The sequence below is a fragment of the Microcoleus sp. FACHB-SPT15 genome (assembly GCF_014849525.1).
GTDB classification, from domain to species: Bacteria; Cyanobacteriota; Cyanobacteriia; order Cyanobacteriales; family Coleofasciculaceae; genus Symplocastrum; species Symplocastrum torsivum.
Genome location: NZ_JACJNU010000053.1, coordinates 447616 through 465770 on the forward strand (window position 1 = coordinate 447616; position 18155 = coordinate 465770).

The following is an 18155-nucleotide window of genomic DNA, read 5'->3' on the forward strand; positions in this document are numbered from 1 at the left end:
GTTTCTAACCACTAATAACCAACAACCAACAGGCAATGCTACACCTGGCCAAAGTGCAAAAGAATGAGAGTGTAGGCGGGGTGGAACTGAGATTGCTGGCCCGCCAACAGTCTGAGAATTCCTGGACAGTCATTAGTCCAGAAGACATTCCCCTACCCAACAGCCACCTCCTGAATGAAGGTTTGTTGGTTTTGGTCGAGCTTTCTGAGAACCAAGAGGTTCTAAGTATTCAACATGCCAACGACTGGGTGTTGGATCTGGTAGAGCAGTACCTAAGTACTGGCGTTACTCCAACATTCCTACAGGAAGAAGCGGAACGCACTGAACAATGGCGGCAAGACCTCACCCTGCAAAGTCAGGATTTGACTCGCCGCCATCTAGAAATGGAAGCTCGTCGCGAACAAATTCAAACCCTGGAAGAAGATTTAAAACGGGAAAAGCAGCAGCTAGACGCGCTAGCTGCACAGTTGAAAAACAAAGCAGATTCAGAGAGTCCCGACGCTGAGGACACGGGTTCTAAAGACACTGATTGAGAGGAATCGTAAGTAGAGGCGACACGTTAGTGCCTATACCTGCCGCTTACTCTTCCTCATTTCTACCTGTTTGGGTGAGCTAGGGGAAAAAACACTCGTCGAGGTGCCCTGTGGTTCGCCTAACATGACAATCGAGCAAGTCAGTTGTTGCAGTAACGGAGTCGTGACTTCGCCAACTGTTAATCCATTGCCACCCTGCTGACGTCTTTGCGATCGCAATACAACCAAATCATGAGATTGGGACGCATTCAGAATCGCTTGTGTCACATTCTCATGAGGCTTGATTTGAACCTCTATTTGTGAACCTTGAGGCGATACTTTAGAAACCATCAGCTCTAGTTGAGAGCGTGTCCAGGCAATTTTGCTGGGTGAGGTTCTTGGGCTACAGACATGGAGCAACGTCACCTGCGCTTGATTAGCGCTAGCGAGAATCTGGGCGAACCGCGCTGGACGCAGGGCGGGAGTTGTTAAGTTTTCCACTGGCACCAGGATACGCTGGATAGAAAGTGGTGAATCTAAAAGGCGCGTCACCGCTACCAGACAGTGAGTTCCCCAGAGAACTGAGTCTGTGACGCTACCAAACAAACGTGCCCTGAACCCACTCCGGTTACTCAAACCCAGCACAATCATACTGGCATTTTGTTCTCGGCTAGCATGGCTAATGCCTTGAGCAACGTTGTACTCAATTCGCAGTTGCGGTGACGCTTCTACTCCCAAGTCACGACTCAGGTCTTTTGCCTGGTCAAGCAATAGCTGACTTCTTCGGATAGCCGCTTGCATTTCTGGAGAGTCCATGCGAGCGTGCGCCTGTGCGATCGCAAGTGGTACAATTCGACCGCCTTCGTGTCGCGCCAGCAATGTTGCCATTTCAATTAAGTACCGCTCAGTTTGAGGATTATAAACTGGCACTACCACCGTGAACTCACCCTTTTCCTCGACTGCTTCTGGTGTCCTCTCATCTGAAGAGGTATCGTCTTGAAAATCTGTTCCTACTGTCTGTAGTTGAGGGGCAAATCGCGCTGTCAGAACGGGGCCAAGTGTAGAAGTCACTAGCATTAAGACAATCACACTATTTAAAACCCCTTCATCAAGCACTCCCGCCCGGTAACCGACCAATGTTGCTGCCAGTGTCGCACCGACCTGCGGCATCGACAATGACCACATTGTCATCATCTCTACGAAGTTGTAGCGGTAGACCAACTTGGCAAGAACTGCGGCTAAAAGTTTGCTAACAATCAAACCCACGACAATCGCGACAGTCAGCCAAATGGTGCTAAGGCTTTTGACAAACGCGGGGATATCAACCAGCAAGCCTAAGTCAACGAAAAAGATCGGGATAAATAGTACGCTGCCAACAAACTCGACTTTTTCCTTGACTGGTCCATGACCCACAACGTCATTCACTGCGAGACCTGCGAGAAACGCACCAATAATTTTTTCTACACCAATTAGCTGCGCTCCCACTGATGCTAAAAACAACGCCAGCAGTACAAACAAAAATTGGTTACCTTGGTCGTCTCTAGAGCGACGAAAAAATTCTCTTCCCAACTTGTCAACGCCGACTAGGATCGCAACTGAGTAGACAGCCAAGGAACCCAGCAGGATTGCCAGCCGTAGCGCTGAAAATTCCCCTTTACTAATAGCAATACAAACAGCAAGGACTAAAAGAGAGCCAATGTCGGTGAAAATGGTTGCCCCAATAGTGACTGTCACGGCTTCGTTGTTGACAACACCCAAGCGTCTGACGATGGGATATGCCAATAGCGTATGGGAGGCAAACAGGGAACCAATTAAGACTGAAGCATTCCAGTCAAAGTTAAACAGACGCCCTACCAACGTTCCCATGATTAGCGGGACTGCGAAGGTGAAGCTACCATACCCCATTGAGCGATTCCTCGTGCGGCGGAACTGCTCCATGTCCACTTCTAAGCCCGCAACGAACATCAGGTAAACTAACCCGATATCCGATAGCAGAGACATCGTCTCTGATTCATTTTCAAGCACCTGCAAACCATTGGAACCCAGCAGCACACCTGCCGCCAAAAGCCCGACAATTCCAGGCACTCGGAACCGCTCAAAGATAGGAGGTACTGCCAAGATGACTACGAGCAAAATGGCAAACGGGACAATAGGCTCCTTTAAAACTTCGGAAAAAGATTCCATGGGATGTCAGTAGGATGGGATTATGCAGTAGAAAGTTTGAAGTGAGGTGCGTTGGGGTAAGCCAACCTCAGGTAAATCGTTCAAGGGAAGGCACGACCTTAGCTGTGTCTTGGTAAATTAAGTGACTAAGTTACCTTAGAATCGTAAAAAAATAACGCGACGCTTTTTTTAGCTATCGTTTGTCTTCATTAGTTATTAGTCATTAACCTTGATTAAGAACTAATAACACAGGAGTTAAGAGTCAAGAAATGGAAGAAGAATTTTAGACGAGGCTTGAGCTGAGTGCCTTTTAGAGTCTTGCTTTTGTTTAGGCGCTCGCTAACTGACTCTGGTAAGAAAACCTTAGCACAGCTTGTGTCCTGATTGACTAAGCTAGGAATCAAACAAGTAATGGTTGTCTCAGATTGGGTCAACTGTTCCTAGTCCTTGATTCAAAAGTTTTTTGGCTCATTAACCTTGTATCAAGGCTTAAACCTTACAGTTACGAAATTTTCTAGAATCGGTCACTGTAAAGTTAAACAAATTTTAATAAGTAGAAATACTATCCCTAGAGGGATTTAATTTAAAGACAAATCCTCTCTAAGTTTGTAGACTTAGCTTGCAAGAGGAACTCATTAGTTAATAGGGTGAGGGTAAAGAGCGAAACGATATTTAATACCAACCTTTTCACTCTTTCGCTTTTACCTAAAAAGCGTTAATAAAAAATTGTGTTTTAAATACCAGAGTCGATACACAATAGCTTACCAGTGAAGTTGACTCAATATATACCGTAAGCGGTCATAATCGTCCTTCAGCAGCACACTCAATGTACGCCCTGCTTTCACTAACCACTCCCGATCTGCTTTGCGTAATTGATATACTTCTCGAATCGCTGCGGCTGTCAGTGCCTCTACAGGTGCGCCATTGACTTGCAGAAGTGTTCGTAAAAAGTCTAACTGTTCGCTAAAGTGAACAATTTCTCCAGGGTCACACTGATAGACAGCTTGATGAATTTGCGGCGGACGGGGGGGAAGATACTGATAAACAGGTCCACCTGTATGCTTTGAGCCATTTGCTCCTTGAAAGGGGGGCTGAAAACCGACAATAGCAGCGCGGAACTCTGTTTTGAGCATGGCAAAAATTTGGGGCTGTTGCTCCCGTAAGTCTTCCAGAGACAACCCCAGCGCTCTGGCTCGATGAACAGAATCAATTGGGCTAGTGGTTGCATAGTAAACCACTGCCAAAACTTGATTCCCCGATTCTTCATCAACCGACCTTACCCAACTACCGAAGGGCGGCATGACGGGAAAGCTCAAGTCTTCTGGCTCCAAACACTGGGCAAGAAATTCTGTCGTCGTCGTTTCGATCACCTCAGCAATGTGATTATCGGGGCGATCGCCAACTGCAAACTGGGGTAAAGGAAGACGCATACACTTAGTTAGTTGTCAGTTGTCTTGTGCTAATGACGAATGACTATTTACCTTTCTTCGCAACTTTTGGCTCAACGGCTTCGAGTTCGGACAGTTGGAATGTTATGAGTTTGTCCCAGTTACCGCCTTCAAATAGAACAGCCGCTTTGCCATCACTAACACGTTGGACTAGTCCCTGAAAGTGATAGTAAATGTCATTGGGATTGACCACACGAACAATTGAACCTGGAAGAATCATGAGTCCCTACAACTGAGTTTGTACCTAATAGCTTACTAGGAGTTAGTAGTCATTGGTCATTAGTAAAGACGATGCACTAATGACTAAAACTTCAATCGATGTCGGTGATTAGCAACCGACTCCACAAGCCCGATGCCAATAAAGTTCGCCAGTAATGCCGAGCGACCATAACTCAACAGGGGAAGTGGAATCCCTGTAATGGGCGCTAAGCCAATGTTCATGCCAATATTAACCACTGTCTGAAACACGATCATTGAGAGGACTCCGATCGCAATTAAAGAACCAAAGTTGTCTTTAGCATTCTGAGCAATGATTACTAAGCGCAGACACAGGAACCAAAAAGCCAAAAGAACACACAACCCCCCAACAAAGCCGAGTTCTTCACCAATCGCTGAGAAGATAAAGTCAGTGTGTTGTTCAGGAATAAACTGGAGTTGGGTTTGGGTTCCTTGATGAAGTCCTCTACCCCAGAGTTCACCTGCCCCGATCGCAATTCGAGACTGTATTAGGTGGTACCCTCCCCCCAAGGGGTCTTTATCAGGGTCTAAAAAGAGAATTAGACGGTTTTTTTGATAATCCTTCAGAAGACCCCACAAGAGGTGCCCTAAACCGCCTGAAATGGCATTCACGACCAAAGCGCCGAACGCTCCCAACAACGGCCAAGGTAGAGTATGCCAGCCAATGACGACCATCGCAGCGACCCAGACAAACCAAGCCGGCAATAATATACTAAATAGGATTGCTGAGACAACAGGGGAAGCCAGTAGTAGCAGCCAGCCTGGATTCGCATTACCCCAGTAGAGCATCCCTAGAGTAATTGAGCCAAACACTAGGGAGGTTCCCAAGTTAGGCTCCAAGAATACAAAAATCCAGGGAACTCCTGCAACAGCTAAGACTCTGAAAACGGCGCTCAAGGTTGAAGCAGGTTCCGAGTGCAAAATTGCCGCCAGGGTGATGATTAACCCAATTTTTGCAAATTCAGAGGGTTGGACATTGAAGCCAAAGATTGGAATCCATCGTTGAGCGCCATTGGCATCACTACCAATGAACATCACCGCTATCAGGGAGGCAACTGTAGCGCCATACACAACCCAATACCATTGCATGAGAGCCTCATAACGCGATCGCGCAATGAACAGCGCTATGGTTAGTCCAATCCCGCCAACAATCCAATGCCACCACCAATCGGTCAGCCCCTCGTTCAGTTCAGCACTGCGAATCATCACTCCGCCAAGGAAGGTTAGACCGATAGTCAATATCATTAACTGCCAGTCCAATTCTTGCCAAGACCCAAATAGAGACTTCCAGCGAATACCGATTAGTGACTTTTGCAACATATCAAGTTGTTGTAATCCTTGTTAGCAATTAGCTTTGGTAAGGTGTGATGTTCAGGAAGTTTGAAAAAAAATTTTGTACCAAAAGACAAAAAAGTCAGCACTACCTGCTGCTGAGGGCGGCAACTGAGACTTTAGCAGCAATTTGCTGCGCGATCGCAACTAACGCTTTCGCAGATGCCGATTCTGGATCGCCAGCGACAATCGGCACTCCCGAATCCCCTCCCTGCCGTAGAGAAATCTCTAAGGGGATACAACCGAGTAAAGGAATACCCAGTTCCTTCGCCGTCTTCTCACCCCCTCCAGAGCCAAATAAGTCATACTGACGTTCTGGTAGATCTGGCGGGATGAAATAGCTCATATTTTCCACAATTCCTAACACAGGTACTCCCAGTTGCTGGAACATCTTCAACCCTCGACGGGAGTCAAGTAGCGCCACAGTTTGGGGTGTTGTCACAATGACAGCACCTGCCATCGGTACCGCCTGTGCCAAGGTTAGCTGAGCATCGCCAGTTCCGGGCGGCATATCCACAATTAAATAGTCTAATTCGCCCCATTCTACCTGGTAGAGAAAGCGGCGAATAATCCCGTTTAACATTGGTCCTCGCCAAATTACTGGCTGATCTGGGTCGATCAAAAAGCCCATTGAAACTAACTTGACACCGTGGTTAAACGTGGGTTCCAATATTTCTCCCTCTTCCCCTTGATGCACCATCACCTTGGCTTTCTCTAACCCCAGCATGGTTGGAGCATTTGGGCCATAAATATCGGCATCAATGAGACCGACTTTTGAACCTAACTGTGCTAACGCTACGGCAACATTCACTGCTACTGTACTCTTGCCAACACCACCCTTTCCACTGGAAATTGCCAAAATATTTTTCACCCCAGCGATCCCGGTGCGATCGGGTAGCGATTTTTGCTGAGGAGTCTCCGCTGTGACATCTACGACAACCTTTTCAACACCAGGTAGCTGCTTTACTGCCTTCTGACAATCCTCAACAATAAACTCTCGCAACGGGCAAGCTGGGGTTGTCAACACCAAGGTAAAACTAACAGCGCCGTTGTCAATTTTGACATTCCGAATCATATTCAATTCCACCAAACTCTTGCGGAGTTCGGGGTCTTGTACGGGTCGTAGGACTTCTAGAACTGAACTAGCATCGAGCATAATACTTTCTCTTTCCTTGCCTGAATCATTTAGACTAAGGCAACTTCTTTAGGGATTCTTCATAGATCTTAATAGGTTGCTGCTGCATTCTAGAGCAGTGTTTAGCCAAGCCGGGATTATAGAGCCGCAACCTGCTCTGCGGCTTGCGCTAATTCTGAGGCAACACGCGCCGCGTAGGGACGAATTAGCCACCAGATAAACGGGGATAACCAACCGCGCAGCGTCACCGAATAGGAGACATAGGTGCCGCAAACCGTAGACTCAACCTGGTAAGTTACTACTTTTTCAACGCCAGGAATTGCTAGAAAGCGGACACTGAGTAGCTCACCGGGTCGGACGCGCTCAACAAAAATTTGCACAGGAATCGGTATCAAGCGAGTTACTACCTGATAAATCAAACCTGGCTTAGCGATTAACCCCCTAGGAGCATTAGTGCTAGATAACAGAGGATTCCAGGAAATATCAGCTAAGTTAATCAACTTTTGCCAGAGTACGTCCACTGGCGCAGTACTCAAGGCGCGATAAGTCCGGAAAAACGTAAACTTGCACCAAATGCCTCCTCGACCGGCGATTAACTTGAAGGAAAAATTAAGAATCACAACACGCCTCCGGCAGCGACGTTCAGGCAAACTTTTGATTGTAGGTAATGTGTTGCGGGTCAAATCCCTCTATTTAGGATATAGTCGCAACTCTTGAAATAACAATTAAGGTCTGGCGATTAGTTAGTGCTTGTGATCGAACCGATTCGAGATAGTCTAAGTAAAGTGCAGTGATACTCCTAATGTGAATTTTTGTCTTATATTTTGGTCACAGAAGGTTTTTGAGAAACCCTGATCAATACTGTGTTCTTAGACGCGATCGCCACCTGCTGGACTACATCCCGACAACTTTCCAAGCTGATTGGCTGTTGCTAACCTGATCAAGACAGATGCTTTTAAAAGCATTGCCCTGATTAGAGAAAACAGCTTTACCGCTTTGAACGGTTCCAGATGCCCAGCGGCGACAAGCCGCTTTTGGATGAACGACATTGAATTGAGATTATGACAGCTTTTAAGACAGACGCAACGAGCAACACCAATTCTTTACCGACTGCTGACTCTAGAGAAAGAGTTAAGCAGTTTATGCAAAACCTGCAAGACAATATTTGTGATGCACTTGCTCAAATGGATGGTGCTGGCGCTTTTAAGGAAGATGTTTGGGAACGGGAAGAAGGCGGCGGCGGTCGTTCCCGTGTCATCCGTGATGGTGCTGTGTTTGAGCAGGGTGGAGTAAACTTTTCTGAAGTTTGGGGTAGCCAGCTACCGCCCTCAATTCTGACGCAACGCCCAGAAGCAGCGGGACACGGATTTTTTGCCACTGGCACCTCAATGGTGTTGCACCCCCGCAATCCCTATATCCCCACAGTTCACCTAAATTACCGCTACTTTGAGGCTGGGCCCGTTTGGTGGTTCGGTGGCGGGGCGGATTTGACACCGTATTATCCCTTTGCCGAAGATGCGGCTCATTTCCACCGCACCCTCAAAGCCGCTTGTGATGCTCATCACCCAGAGTATTATCCCGTTTTCAAGCTTTGGTGCGATGAATACTTCTATCTAAAACATCGTCAAGAAACGCGGGGTGTTGGTGGACTGTTTTTCGACTATCAGGATGGCACAGGCGCACTGTATCGCGGCCCTCACTCAGATGGATCAGCAGCAGCTTATAGTAACGAAATCAGGGCTTTGGAGCCTCGCGGTTGGGAGGATGTCTTTGCTTTTGTACAGCAGTGCGGTAAGTCGTTTTTACCTGCATATTTACCAATTGTTGAGCGGCGTCGAGGCATAGAGCATGGTGAGAGGGAACGCGATTTTCAACTCTATCGACGGGGACGCTATGTAGAGTTTAATTTGGTCTACGACCGGGGGACAATTTTTGGTCTGCAAACGAACGGGCGTACTGAGTCAATTCTGATGTCTCTACCGCCTTTAGTTCGTTGGGAATATGGTTACCAACCGGAACCGAATACACCCGAAGCTGACTTATACAATACATTCCTCAAGCCACAGGACTGGGCTAACTGGATGCCTGCTACCTCATGAACCAAGAAAGGCAGAGGACAGAAGGCTGAAGGCAGAAGGGATTTATCCCGGTGTCTTCTGCCTTGCCTTAAAGATATCTGAGTTAAACTACTTGAGGTGAGTAGCTGCATGGGCGCAACCAGGGTGCTTGTTGTTTGGATAAAGTGTTTAAGGTTTAATTGATGCACCCAAATCGCAACCGCAACGCTGCCACGGCAAGGAGGTATCCGTGATTCATATAGAGCAGAAAACGCACACGACACAGGATGGTACGACCATTATTGTTTTGGCACCGATTGGGCGCCTAGACATTACCACAGCTTGGCAATTTCGTCTGAAGTTGCAAGAGTGTATCTCTAAACTCAGCCGCCATGTGGTTGTCAATTTAAGTCAGGTTAATTTTATTGACAGTTCAGGTTTGACATCCTTGGTGGCTGGAATGCGAGATGCTGACAAAGTTAAAGGTAGCTTCCGTATTTGTAATGTTCATCCTGAAGCCAAATTGGTGTTTGAAGTCACCATGATGGACTCAGTGTTTGAAATTTTTGAAACTGAAAAAGAAGCGTTGGAAGGTGTGCCTCGAAGTATGCCAACTTAAGGGATTAGGGATTGGGGATTAGTGGCTGGAGAAGAGATTTTTTTATAGGTGTCTGGTTTTGATTTATGAATTATGGCTTTTGTTCGTAGTTTCTAGTTTTGTCAGATAGTCCTAGCCTCTTCTAGTCCCCAGTCTCTAAGCTCCCGCCTTGAGTTCAGTTAAATTACTAATTCGGTAGCAAAATCCTGACGTTTTGTAAAGCGAAATGGGCCGAGCAAGGCTCCCCAAATCGCTTTTCCTGTTATTGTGTCAATGCCTTTGTCGTAGCTGCGGAATTCTTCTGCTGTTGCCTCAAATCCTAAGGAAACCTGGTAATTGTTACCTTGATAGCTAAAGCTACAAGGTTTACCTGTTGCTGAAGTTGCTGAGAACTCATAGGAATTTGGGCTAACTTGGCGCGACTTAACGGTAAGACTACAGCCAGGTAGGAACTCTATCTGTTCAGGAGTCAGTTGTTTTAATAACTCTGGCTTACGACCAGCACCTCGGATGGCTTCTAAATCTTTGAGCATGTAGTACTGTACCTGCAACGAGTCTGGTGTTGTCTCGCTGTGCTGTAGACGTAGGATACGCGGACGGTATGGCTTATCTAAATTGACGATATTGGCTTGTTCTGCAAATAGAGTCAGGCTGTCTTCAGAAAATAAGGGAACAGGTCGCTGCCAGAGGCGAAGATGAACATACCAAGCGGGTTCTCCGAGCGCTTGTTGTTGATTATCAAATTCGCCAGCCATATATTTTGCTAGGGTAACTAGCTCAGAGGAAAGGCTCATACTAATCTGAAAATAGGTGTTAGGTGTTAAGTGTTATAGCAGTAGCCACGAATGTTAGGACATTAACGGGAGAAGAGCGTTCCTGCTTAAGTGAGCCTAATTGACCCAAAGCTGACCGCTGAAAGCTGACTGCTGATTGCTATAGGTGGTAGGGGAGAAGGGAGAGGGATTTTCATCGCAATGTTTGTGTACTCGTGTTCAGGGGTGTCTACCTTGTAATTCACCACTCCTAACTCATAACTTATAAGTCCTGTTCTGGGATCGTGCCTTGGCAAACGTGTCCATAAGCGAGACAATGGTCATACGTCCCCCTTCAAGTCTGCTTTGTGAATAACGTTCGCACAGTCTCGGATACTAAACGAGATTTTTACAACCATCACACCCGTCCCATTAACTCGATTTATCGACGAGTGGTAGAAGAATTAATGGTAGAGATGCATTTGCTATCCGTCAATACTGATTTTAAATACGATCCCATCTATGCCTTGGGTGTCGTAACCTCCTTTGATCGATTCATGCAAGGCTATCGACCAGAACGAGATAAGGAATCAATTTTTGATGCTATCTGTCAGGCAGTCGAGGGTAATCCGCAGCAATACAAGCAGGATGCTGAACAGCTCAAAACCATAGCGGGGCGTTTATCTGGGAGAGACTTAGTCTCCTGGTTTAGTTTACCCACTCCCCATGATGCTGGGGACTTGTACAGCACTGTTGCTGCGATTTCAGATAACCCAAAATTTAAGTACAGCCGCTTATTTGCGATTGGTATTTATACGCTACTCGAACAAGCTGACACAGAGTTTGTTAATGACGAGAAGCAACGTACTGAGGCACTCAAGCAAATCAGCGAGACGCTGCACCTCCAAGATGACAAACTGCAAAAAGACTTGGAGTTGTACCGCAGCAACCTAGAAAAAATGGCTCAGGCACGCATTGTGATGGAAGATGCCATCAAGGCTGAGCGGAAAAAACGGGAACAGCGTGCCCAGGATATGAATAAAACAGCTACTCCTCCAAGCGGTGAGTCTACTCAACCGTCGGATACTCCTAAAGATGAAGCTCCCTCTTCTGAGGCATCTTAATCCTTGATTTCCTGAATGCTGATTTAAACCAAGGATTGTAATCGTTGGACAAGTTGCTCGGCTGGCAGAACGCCTTCAATGCGCTCTACTGGCTGGGCATTTTTGAAGAGTACCAACGTAGGCAAAGCGTGAATTTGGTATTGAGAGGCTAGATGGGGATATTTATCTGTATCAATTTTTACAACTTGTAAACGACCCTTTAGTTGAGTGTTCACGTTCTCCAAGATTGGACTCATCATCTGACAAGGCCCACACCAAGTCGCATAAAAATCTACCAATACCGGGACATCGGAGCCTGAGAGCAGGTCTTGGAAGCTACTGAACTGCTTTTTAACTGCCATAAAAAATAAACCCCTGTTTTAGGCTTTCTGCTCGATTCTAGTGCAAAATTTTTGGAGCTGAATTAGACAAACAGTTTAAGGGGAATTTTTGATGGAAGCATTAGAAATAGCTTCGCAACGGTTACGCGATCGCGTTGCAATTGTCACAGGGGCATCGCGAGGAATTGGTCGTGCTGTCGCTTTAGCCTTGGCATCTGAGGGAGCTAATGTTGTGGTGAATTACGCCAGTTCTAGTAATGCGGCTGAAGAAGTCGTGGCGGCAATCACTGAAGCTGGGGGAAATGCTATTACCGCTCAAGCCGATGTCTCTAAAGTTGAACAAGTAGATGCCCTTTTAAGTACCACGTTAGAAAAGTTTGGTCGTGTTGATGTACTGGTCAATAATGCTGGCATCACCCGCGATACTCTACTACTGCGGATGAAACCAGAAGATTGGCAGGCGGTGATTGACCTAAATCTGACTGGCGTTTTTTTATGTACAAAAGCTGTCAGTAAAGGGATGCTCAAGCAACGTTCCGGTCGCATTATCAATATTGCCTCAGTAGCAGGGCAGATGGGAAATCCAGGTCAGGCAAATTACAGTGCTGCCAAGGCGGGTGTGATTGGGTTTACCAAAACCGTGGCGAAGGAGTTGGCAAGTCGTGGCATCACGGTGAATGCAGTAGCGCCGGGATTTATCGCTACAGATATGACTAATGACCTCAAGTCTGAGGAAATTCTCAAATACATCCCTCTAGGTCGTTATGGGGAACCGGAAGAAGTCGCTGGCATGGTGAGATTTCTGGCAGCAGACTCAGCAGCAGCTTACATCACTGGGCAAGTGTTTAATGTCGATGGTGGCATGGTGATGGCTTAACTCCAGGCAATACCTAGGAACGCAGAGGGTAACAAGTAACTTTGCGTTCCTCTCTACCTCTTGAAGTTAAAAGTTCTCCTACAGTTGAAGCAGGGTGATGATGGTGAAATCGCCCCCTGCAAAGACGATAGAGAGGAATGAATAATGAGCCAGCCAAAAAGAGTACTGATAGTTGTTACAAATTGCGATCGCATCGACGACACCCACCCCACTGGTATCTGGTTTGAAGAATTTGCTATCCCCTACATGGAGTTCAAGTCCAACGGCTTTGAGGTGACAGTTGCTAGCCCAAATGGAGGAGTAGCACCACTTGATCCACGCAGTACCGAGACGGAAGAAGCAAGCAACTGGACTGAAGCTCAAGAGGTATTGCAGCATACTAAAGCACTCACTTCTCTTGAGGCAGCAGATTTTGATGCCATCTTCCTCCCTGGTGGACATGGAACAATGTTTGACCTACCGGAAAGCGCGGAACTACAAAAGCTACTGAGTACCTTTGCCGAAGCCAATAAAGTGATTGCGGCCGTTTGTCATGGGCCGGCGGGGTTTGTTGGCACAAAGCTAGCAGATGGGACGTCTCTGGTTGCTGGTAAAACGATTACTGGGTTTACCAACGAGGAAGAACGTGCCGTCGAACTGGATCAGTTGATGCCCTTCTTACTGGAAACTAAGCTACGTGAACTAGGTGGTCAGTTCGTTGTGCAGCCTAACTGGTCTGACCATATTGAGCAGGATGGCAACCTGATTACGGGTCAAAATCCTCAATCGAGCAAAAGTGCTGCACAGGCAGTGGTTTCAGCACTTAATCCGGTTAGTACAAGTGTGAGCTGACTCAAATAGGGAGATTAGGGCAATCCCTACACAATTAGGGAAATCCCTACATCAGCGATAGCAATTTTATTAGCACTCTCTCGCCTTGAGTGCTAAATTTGCTAATGGAGACAGCCCAACACAGCAAACTTATGGCAAAAATCGTTTCATTTAACGAAGAATCAAGACGAGCTTTAGAGCGAGGCGTTAATGCGCTTGCCGATGCCGTCCGTATTACCCTAGGGCCAAAAGGTCGTAATGTGCTTTTAGAAAAGCAGTATGGGGCACCCCAGATTGTTAACGATGGCATCACCGTCGCTAAAGAAATTGAACTCGAAGACCCATTAGAAAATACTGGCGCTCGACTGATTCAAGAAGTCGCGTCCAAGACGAAAGATATCGCAGGTGATGGCACGACTACAGCGACCGTGCTTGCTCAGGCGCTGATTCGTGAAGGACTGAAAAACGTTGCGGCTGGTGCGAATCCCGTTGCTGTACGTCGGGGTATCGACAAAACCATTGCTCATTTGGTCAAAGAAATCGAGACAATGGCGCAGCCAGTTGCTGGAAGTGCGATCGCACAAGTGGCGACGGTTTCTGCGGGTAACGATGATGAAGTCGGTGAAATGATTGCCCAAGCGATGGACAAAGTCACTAAGGACGGCGTCATCACCGTTGAAGAATCGAAATCCTTGACTACAGAACTGGAAGTCGTGGAAGGGATGCAGATAGATCGCGGCTACATTTCCCCCTACTTCGTTACGGACAACGAGCGCTTGGTGGTGGAATATGAAAACCCCCGCATCCTGATTACCGATAAAAAAATTAGCAGCATCCAGGATTTAATTCCGGTGCTGGAGAAGGTAGCGCGTGCTGGTCAACCCCTGCTGATTATTGCGGAAGACTTGGATGGGGAAGCGTTAGCAACGTTGGTTGTGAACAAAGCACGAGGCGTCTTGAATGCAGCGGCAATCAAAGCTCCTGGATTTGGCGATCGCCGTAAAGCGATGCTACAAGATATCGCCGTTCTCACTGGCGGTCAGATGATTTCTGAAGAAGTCGGCTTGAGCCTTGATGTTGTGTCCCTAGAGATGCTAGGAACAGCTCGGAAAGTCACCATCGACAAAGACAGCACAACTATCGTTGCTGGCGAAACAACAGACGATGTCCAAAAGCGGGTTGCTCAAATCCGCAGACAGTTAGAAGAAACTGACTCCGACTACGACAAAGAAAAACTGCAAGAGCGGATTGCTAAACTTGCTGGTGGTGTTGCCGTTATCAAAGTTGGTGCAGCGACTGAAACCGAACTCAAAGACCGCAAGTTACGGATTGAAGACGCTCTCAACGCGACAAAAGCGGCTGTGGACGAAGGTATCGTTCCTGGCGGTGGGACAACGCTGATTCGCTTGATTCCCAAAATTGCTGATATCAAAGGTAGTCTAGATGCCGAAGAACAAATCGGCGCTGACATCGTTGCTAAGTCCTTAGAAGCACCCCTACGTCAGATGGCAGACAATGCTGGTGTTGAGGGTTCCGTCATCGTTGAGAAGGTGCGGGAAAGCGATGTCAACATTGGCTACAACGCTGCTACCGATGAATTTGAAGACCTGATTGCTGCTGGTATCATCGACCCTGCTAAGGTTGTGCGCTCAGCACTACAAAACGCTGGTTCGATCGCTGGTATGGTCTTGACCACTGAAGCCCTGGTTGTTGAGAAGCCTGAGAAGAAAGCTGCTGCTCCTGACATGGGCGGCATGGGTGGCATGGGCGGCATGGGCGGTATGGGCGGTATGGGCGGCATGGGCGGCATGGGCATGATGTAATCCCTTACCTTCCCGGTATAAATTTTGAAAGCAGCTTGTTTCTCAAGGACAGGCTGCTTTTTTATTGCGCTGGCTGATTCTTGCAGTAATACTGGATTAGGCGATCGCAGGTTTAGAGGCTGATTAGCTGAAAAAATTCTTTAGTCTGTAGCCTTGTTATACCAGTTGCCAAATTTACCCAATCATATCCTTGAGGAAACTTTGGAAGAGATTAGATTACAAAATAGCGCGAGGATTCTATTAACTATCAATCCTCTTAGAATTCATCATGTTTATGTCTTTGATAGATATGATAATTGCAAATTCAGCGGATATGTGGGCTTGATTCACGGCAATGGTATTAAGAGACAAATAAGTTCAATTAAGAACTTTTTCTATTAATCATGTCGTGCAGATAATGAAGAGGAGGTAGTTCACATGACACAAAGACGTTTTCCGGAAGCAGAGTTGGCTGCACAGCCTGAAGAAGAAGATTTGTTTGATTATTACTATGATAAACAGGGAAGTGCGCCAGGATTCATAAACATTAAAGCAGATGCTACACCAACAGAAATTGTCTTAATTGATTACAACGAAGCTAATGCCACTCGCGTACCACTGGCAACCCCAGAAGCTTGTATCCCTTTTCTAGATACGGAGTCGGTTTCCTGGGTAGATGTTCTAGGTTTAGGTAGTAAAGATGTCTTGCTGCGCTTAGGTGATGTTTTTGAGTTACATCCACTGCTTTTGGAAGATGTGGTAAATGTACCTCAGCGGCCAAAAATAGAGGATTACGAAGACCATTTGGTAATCATTTTACAGATGGTGCTGCTTAAAGAAGAAGAAACTGGTTTTTGGATTGAGCAAGTTAGTTTTATCTTGGGAAAACATTACCTGCTTACGGTACAAGAGGAACCGCAACGAGATTGTTTTGGTCCAGTACGCGATCGCATTCGCAAAAACAAAGGCATCATCCGCAAGCAAAAAGCTGATTATTTAGCTTACACCCTACTAGATGCAATTATTGATGGCTTCTTCCCAGTACTAGAGAACTATGGGGAAAGAATTGAAGAATTAGAAGATGAAGTTGTCACCAACCCAACCCGTCAAACTATACAAAAAATCTATCAAATTCGGCGGGAATTGCTAGCCCTTCGTCGTTCAATCTGGCCGCAGCGAGAAGCTATTAATATCTTGATTCGTGATGGTAGTGACCTAATTAGCCCTGATGTGCGAATTTATTTACGAGACTGCTATGACCACACGGTTCAGGTTATAGATATGGTGGAAACTTATCGTGAACTAGCTTCTGGTCTAATGGATGTCTATCTATCCTCTGTAGGGAATAAGATGAACGAAATAATGAAGTTTCTAACAATTGTCTCCTCCATTTTTATCCCATTAACTTTTATTGCTGGGATATATGGGATGAATTTCAATACAGAAAAATCGCCTTGGAATATGCCAGAACTAGAGTGGTATTGGGGCTATCCAGCCTGTTTGGCTGCTATGCTTGTAACCGCTGGTGGCTTAGTCTACTTTTTCTGGCGACGGGGCTGGTTTGAGAATTTTTCAACAATCAAGAAGAACTAAAACATAAATACCATAGGACTGAACTTTGTCAATAGTTCATTCTTAACCCTTGGAGGAAGTCATTATAATGGATAGCCGCAATCTGTTGATACTAACGGTTTACTTTATTATTGTTACTTATGTTTTTTATCAAGCCTATAAATCTCTAGATAGCCAAATAACAGTTGAAGTAGATTCAGAAGATCTAAGTAACAGGCTAGAGAGTAATACGCTGGAAGATCAAAGCATAGGGGAGTTAATGGGAATAAGTTTTAAGCTCAAACCAAGTTATAAACTTGAAGATTTTAAAACTCTACCTATTACTATTAAAAATACTTCTCAAGAGTCTACGATTACTGTAGACTGGAAACAGTGTTCTATTACCGATTTTGATGGAGTTGCTCAGCGAGTCATTCGAGTAGTTCCTTCTACTACAGAGCAAAAAACCGCTCAAGAGCCGAGTCTTGTTCTCCCTAGCCAAACTATTAAAGAAGAAGTGAGTAATGAAGATTTAATTGCTCCTTTATTTAAAACAGACAAGCTCAAAAAAGCGGCTCAAAACAATGGTAAGTTCTTCTTCAGATTAATTTTTAGGATATCTGACCCTATTGTTAACGTAGAACAAGGCTATAACCTACGCCTTCCGTTCATTGTTAAAAAATTACGCTTGAAAAAAGCCCTCACCCTTGCCTTGAAACCTAAAAAATCTAAGAAATAATCTGTTCAATCTCTTCCTTTGCCTCCAAGAAGAACACCCAACACCACACTTACAAAGAAAGGCTCCAGGGCAGGAGCAGATGGCAGAAGGGAAGAAAAGATGTCTTAAGCAGCTATCAGTTGAAGCCTCAACACGACTAGACTGGAAAAGGGAGAGAGTAGGCGTTGGTGGTTGCGGATTCCCTGATAACAGGGAGTCTGAGGAAAGTCCGGGCTCCCGAAAGACAAAACTTGCTGGGTAACGCCCAGTGCGGGTGACCGTGAGGATAGTGCCACAGAAACATACCGCCTGTTTGTTGTTGGTTATTGGTTATTGGTTCTTTGTTGTTTGCAAGGAACTATTAACAACGGATGAATAACAAATTTGGTAAGGGTGCAAAGGTGCGGTAAGAGCGCACCAGCAGCATCGAGAGGTGCTGGCTCGGTAAACCCCGGTTGGGAGCAAGGTCAAAGGAACTACGGTTAGTCTTTTACCAGTTCCGCTTCATAGAGCCGCTTGAGGCGTTTGGTAACAAACGTCCCAGATAGATAACCGCCCTGCTGAGTCGCGAGAACGCGGCTAAGTGAGAACAGAACCCGGCTTATGACTTGCTCTCTCCCCCTTCTCCTTACTATATGGAAAATGAGGTGATGGGGAGACATGGGGAGACATGGGGAGATGGGATGATGGGTAGAAAAAAGATTTCCTTTCAAAGAACA

18 protein-coding genes and 1 other RNA gene are annotated in these 18155 nt (G+C 46.2%); 10 read left to right on the forward strand and 9 right to left on the reverse strand.

Translation table 11 applies throughout. The features are described 5' to 3' along the window. Window positions 1-35: 35 nt before the first annotated feature. Complete coding sequence (locus tag H6F98_RS21075) at window positions 36-533, forward strand: hypothetical protein (RefSeq protein WP_192220646.1); 498 nt, start codon at window positions 36-38, stop codon at window positions 531-533. Between the two features lie 33 nt (window positions 534-566). Here H6F98_RS21075 and H6F98_RS21080 read toward each other — a convergent pair whose 3' ends face one another. The 7 genes from H6F98_RS21080 to H6F98_RS21110 all read right to left on the reverse strand — a co-directional run bounded on the left by H6F98_RS21080 (window position 567) and on the right by H6F98_RS21110 (window position 7876). Next, window positions 567-2696 (reverse strand): cation:proton antiporter, encoded by a 2130-nt coding sequence (locus H6F98_RS21080; RefSeq protein WP_192220647.1) that lies wholly within the window; start codon window positions 2694-2696, stop codon window positions 567-569. Between the two features lie 740 nt (window positions 2697-3436). Next, window positions 3437-4105, reverse strand: coding sequence for an HAS-barrel domain-containing protein (locus H6F98_RS21085; RefSeq protein ID WP_192220648.1), 669 nt, complete (start codon window positions 4103-4105; stop codon window positions 3437-3439). Window positions 4106-4148: 43 nt separating this feature from the next. After that, complete coding sequence (locus H6F98_RS21090) at window positions 4149-4343, reverse strand: NAD(P)H dehydrogenase subunit NdhS (protein ID WP_192220649.1); 195 nt, start codon at window positions 4341-4343, stop codon at window positions 4149-4151. Window positions 4344-4426: 83 nt separating this feature from the next. After that, a complete protein-coding gene (gene rodA, locus H6F98_RS21095; RefSeq protein WP_192220650.1) occupies window positions 4427-5680 on the reverse strand; it encodes a rod shape-determining protein RodA in 1254 nt (417 codons plus the stop codon). Window positions 5681-5780: 100 nt separating this feature from the next. Beyond that, window positions 5781-6848, reverse strand: coding sequence for an Mrp/NBP35 family ATP-binding protein (locus tag H6F98_RS21100; RefSeq protein WP_199348719.1), 1068 nt, complete (start codon window positions 6846-6848; stop codon window positions 5781-5783). Between the two features lie 116 nt (window positions 6849-6964). Further along, the gene (locus H6F98_RS21105) at window positions 6965-7447 is read right to left on the reverse strand and encodes an SRPBCC family protein (RefSeq protein WP_192220651.1); all 483 of its coding nucleotides are present in this window, start codon (window positions 7445-7447) and stop codon (window positions 6965-6967) included. 249 nt (window positions 7448-7696) lie between these two features. Beyond that, complete coding sequence (locus tag H6F98_RS21110; RefSeq protein WP_192220652.1) at window positions 7697-7876, reverse strand: hypothetical protein; 180 nt, start codon at window positions 7874-7876, stop codon at window positions 7697-7699. A gap of 12 nt (window positions 7877-7888) precedes the next feature. Between H6F98_RS21110 and hemF the strand changes: the two genes are divergently transcribed. Further along, window positions 7889-8926 (forward strand): oxygen-dependent coproporphyrinogen oxidase, encoded by a 1038-nt coding sequence (gene hemF, locus H6F98_RS21115; RefSeq protein ID WP_192220653.1) that lies wholly within the window; start codon window positions 7889-7891, stop codon window positions 8924-8926. A 208-nt stretch (window positions 8927-9134) separates the two neighbouring features. Further along, complete coding sequence (locus tag H6F98_RS21120; RefSeq protein WP_192220654.1) at window positions 9135-9503, forward strand: STAS domain-containing protein; 369 nt, start codon at window positions 9135-9137, stop codon at window positions 9501-9503. 158 nt (window positions 9504-9661) lie between these two features. On the opposite strand, the gene H6F98_RS21125 is transcribed toward H6F98_RS21120, so the two are convergent. Then, window positions 9662-10276 carry a chromophore lyase CpcT/CpeT gene (locus H6F98_RS21125; protein ID WP_192220655.1) on the reverse strand — a complete coding sequence of 205 codons (615 nt, stop codon included), beginning with the start codon at window positions 10274-10276 and terminating at the stop codon, window positions 9662-9664. 326 nt (window positions 10277-10602) lie between these two features. Between H6F98_RS21125 and psb29 the strand changes: the two genes are divergently transcribed. Continuing rightward, window positions 10603-11358, forward strand: a complete 756-nt coding sequence (gene psb29 / locus H6F98_RS21130; RefSeq protein WP_192220656.1) for a photosystem II biogenesis protein Psp29 — start codon at window positions 10603-10605, stop codon at window positions 11356-11358. A 23-nt stretch (window positions 11359-11381) separates the two neighbouring features. Here the strand turns inward: psb29 and trxA are convergent, their stop codons facing one another. Continuing rightward, a complete protein-coding gene (gene trxA, locus H6F98_RS21135; protein WP_192220657.1) occupies window positions 11382-11699 on the reverse strand; it encodes a thioredoxin in 318 nt (105 codons plus the stop codon). A gap of 91 nt (window positions 11700-11790) precedes the next feature. On the opposite strand from trxA, the gene fabG reads away from it, so the two are divergent. The 6 genes from fabG (at window position 11791) to rnpB (ending at window position 18056) form a co-directional block, all read left to right on the forward strand. Next, on the forward strand, window positions 11791-12555 hold the full coding sequence (fabG, locus tag H6F98_RS21140; protein WP_192220658.1) for a 3-oxoacyl-[acyl-carrier-protein] reductase: 765 nt from the start codon (window positions 11791-11793) through the stop codon (window positions 12553-12555). Between the two features lie 144 nt (window positions 12556-12699). Beyond that, window positions 12700-13386, forward strand: coding sequence for a type 1 glutamine amidotransferase domain-containing protein (locus H6F98_RS21145; RefSeq protein ID WP_192220659.1), 687 nt, complete (start codon window positions 12700-12702; stop codon window positions 13384-13386). A 131-nt stretch (window positions 13387-13517) separates the two neighbouring features. After that, window positions 13518-15188: a chaperonin GroEL gene (groL, locus tag H6F98_RS21150; protein ID WP_192220660.1), complete on the forward strand. Its 1671-nt coding sequence runs from the start codon at window positions 13518-13520 to the stop codon at window positions 15186-15188. A 417-nt stretch (window positions 15189-15605) separates the two neighbouring features. Next, window positions 15606-16760, forward strand: coding sequence for a magnesium/cobalt transporter CorA (gene corA, locus H6F98_RS21155; protein ID WP_192220661.1), 1155 nt, complete (start codon window positions 15606-15608; stop codon window positions 16758-16760). 67 nt (window positions 16761-16827) lie between these two features. Beyond that, complete coding sequence (locus H6F98_RS21160; RefSeq protein WP_192220662.1) at window positions 16828-17457, forward strand: hypothetical protein; 630 nt, start codon at window positions 16828-16830, stop codon at window positions 17455-17457. A gap of 153 nt (window positions 17458-17610) precedes the next feature. Next, window positions 17611-18056: RNase P RNA component class A (gene rnpB, locus H6F98_RS21165), an RNA gene on the forward strand. Window positions 18057-18155 lie beyond the last annotated feature (99 nt).

What these genes read in the sequence shown, in the direction of transcription:
- trxA (WP_192220657.1), bottom strand. Translation starts at nt 11,699, where the DNA reads ATGGCAGTTAAAAAGCAGTTCAGTAGCTTCCAAGACCTGCTCTCAGGC.
- H6F98_RS21090 (WP_192220649.1), bottom strand. Translation starts at nt 4,343, where the DNA reads ATGATTCTTCCAGGTTCAATTGTTCGTGTGGTCAATCCCAATGACATT.
- H6F98_RS21160 (WP_192220662.1), top strand. Translation starts at nt 16,828, where the DNA reads ATGGATAGCCGCAATCTGTTGATACTAACGGTTTACTTTATTATTGTT.
- H6F98_RS21100 (WP_199348719.1), bottom strand. Translation starts at nt 6,848, where the DNA reads ATGCTCGATGCTAGTTCAGTTCTAGAAGTCCTACGACCCGTACAAGAC.
- hemF (WP_192220653.1), top strand. Translation starts at nt 7,889, where the DNA reads ATGACAGCTTTTAAGACAGACGCAACGAGCAACACCAATTCTTTACCG.
- H6F98_RS21145 (WP_192220659.1), top strand. Translation starts at nt 12,700, where the DNA reads ATGAGCCAGCCAAAAAGAGTACTGATAGTTGTTACAAATTGCGATCGC.
- H6F98_RS21125 (WP_192220655.1), bottom strand. Translation starts at nt 10,276, where the DNA reads ATGAGCCTTTCCTCTGAGCTAGTTACCCTAGCAAAATATATGGCTGGC.
- H6F98_RS21110 (WP_192220652.1), bottom strand. Translation starts at nt 7,876, where the DNA reads ATGTCGTTCATCCAAAAGCGGCTTGTCGCCGCTGGGCATCTGGAACCG.
- H6F98_RS21080 (WP_192220647.1), bottom strand. Translation starts at nt 2,696, where the DNA reads ATGGAATCTTTTTCCGAAGTTTTAAAGGAGCCTATTGTCCCGTTTGCC.
- rodA (WP_192220650.1), bottom strand. Translation starts at nt 5,680, where the DNA reads ATGTTGCAAAAGTCACTAATCGGTATTCGCTGGAAGTCTCTATTTGGG.
- groL (WP_192220660.1), top strand. Translation starts at nt 13,518, where the DNA reads ATGGCAAAAATCGTTTCATTTAACGAAGAATCAAGACGAGCTTTAGAG.
- H6F98_RS21075 (WP_192220646.1), top strand. Translation starts at nt 36, where the DNA reads ATGCTACACCTGGCCAAAGTGCAAAAGAATGAGAGTGTAGGCGGGGTG.
- fabG (WP_192220658.1), top strand. Translation starts at nt 11,791, where the DNA reads ATGGAAGCATTAGAAATAGCTTCGCAACGGTTACGCGATCGCGTTGCA.
- H6F98_RS21085 (WP_192220648.1), bottom strand. Translation starts at nt 4,105, where the DNA reads ATGCGTCTTCCTTTACCCCAGTTTGCAGTTGGCGATCGCCCCGATAAT.
- corA (WP_192220661.1), top strand. Translation starts at nt 15,606, where the DNA reads ATGACACAAAGACGTTTTCCGGAAGCAGAGTTGGCTGCACAGCCTGAA.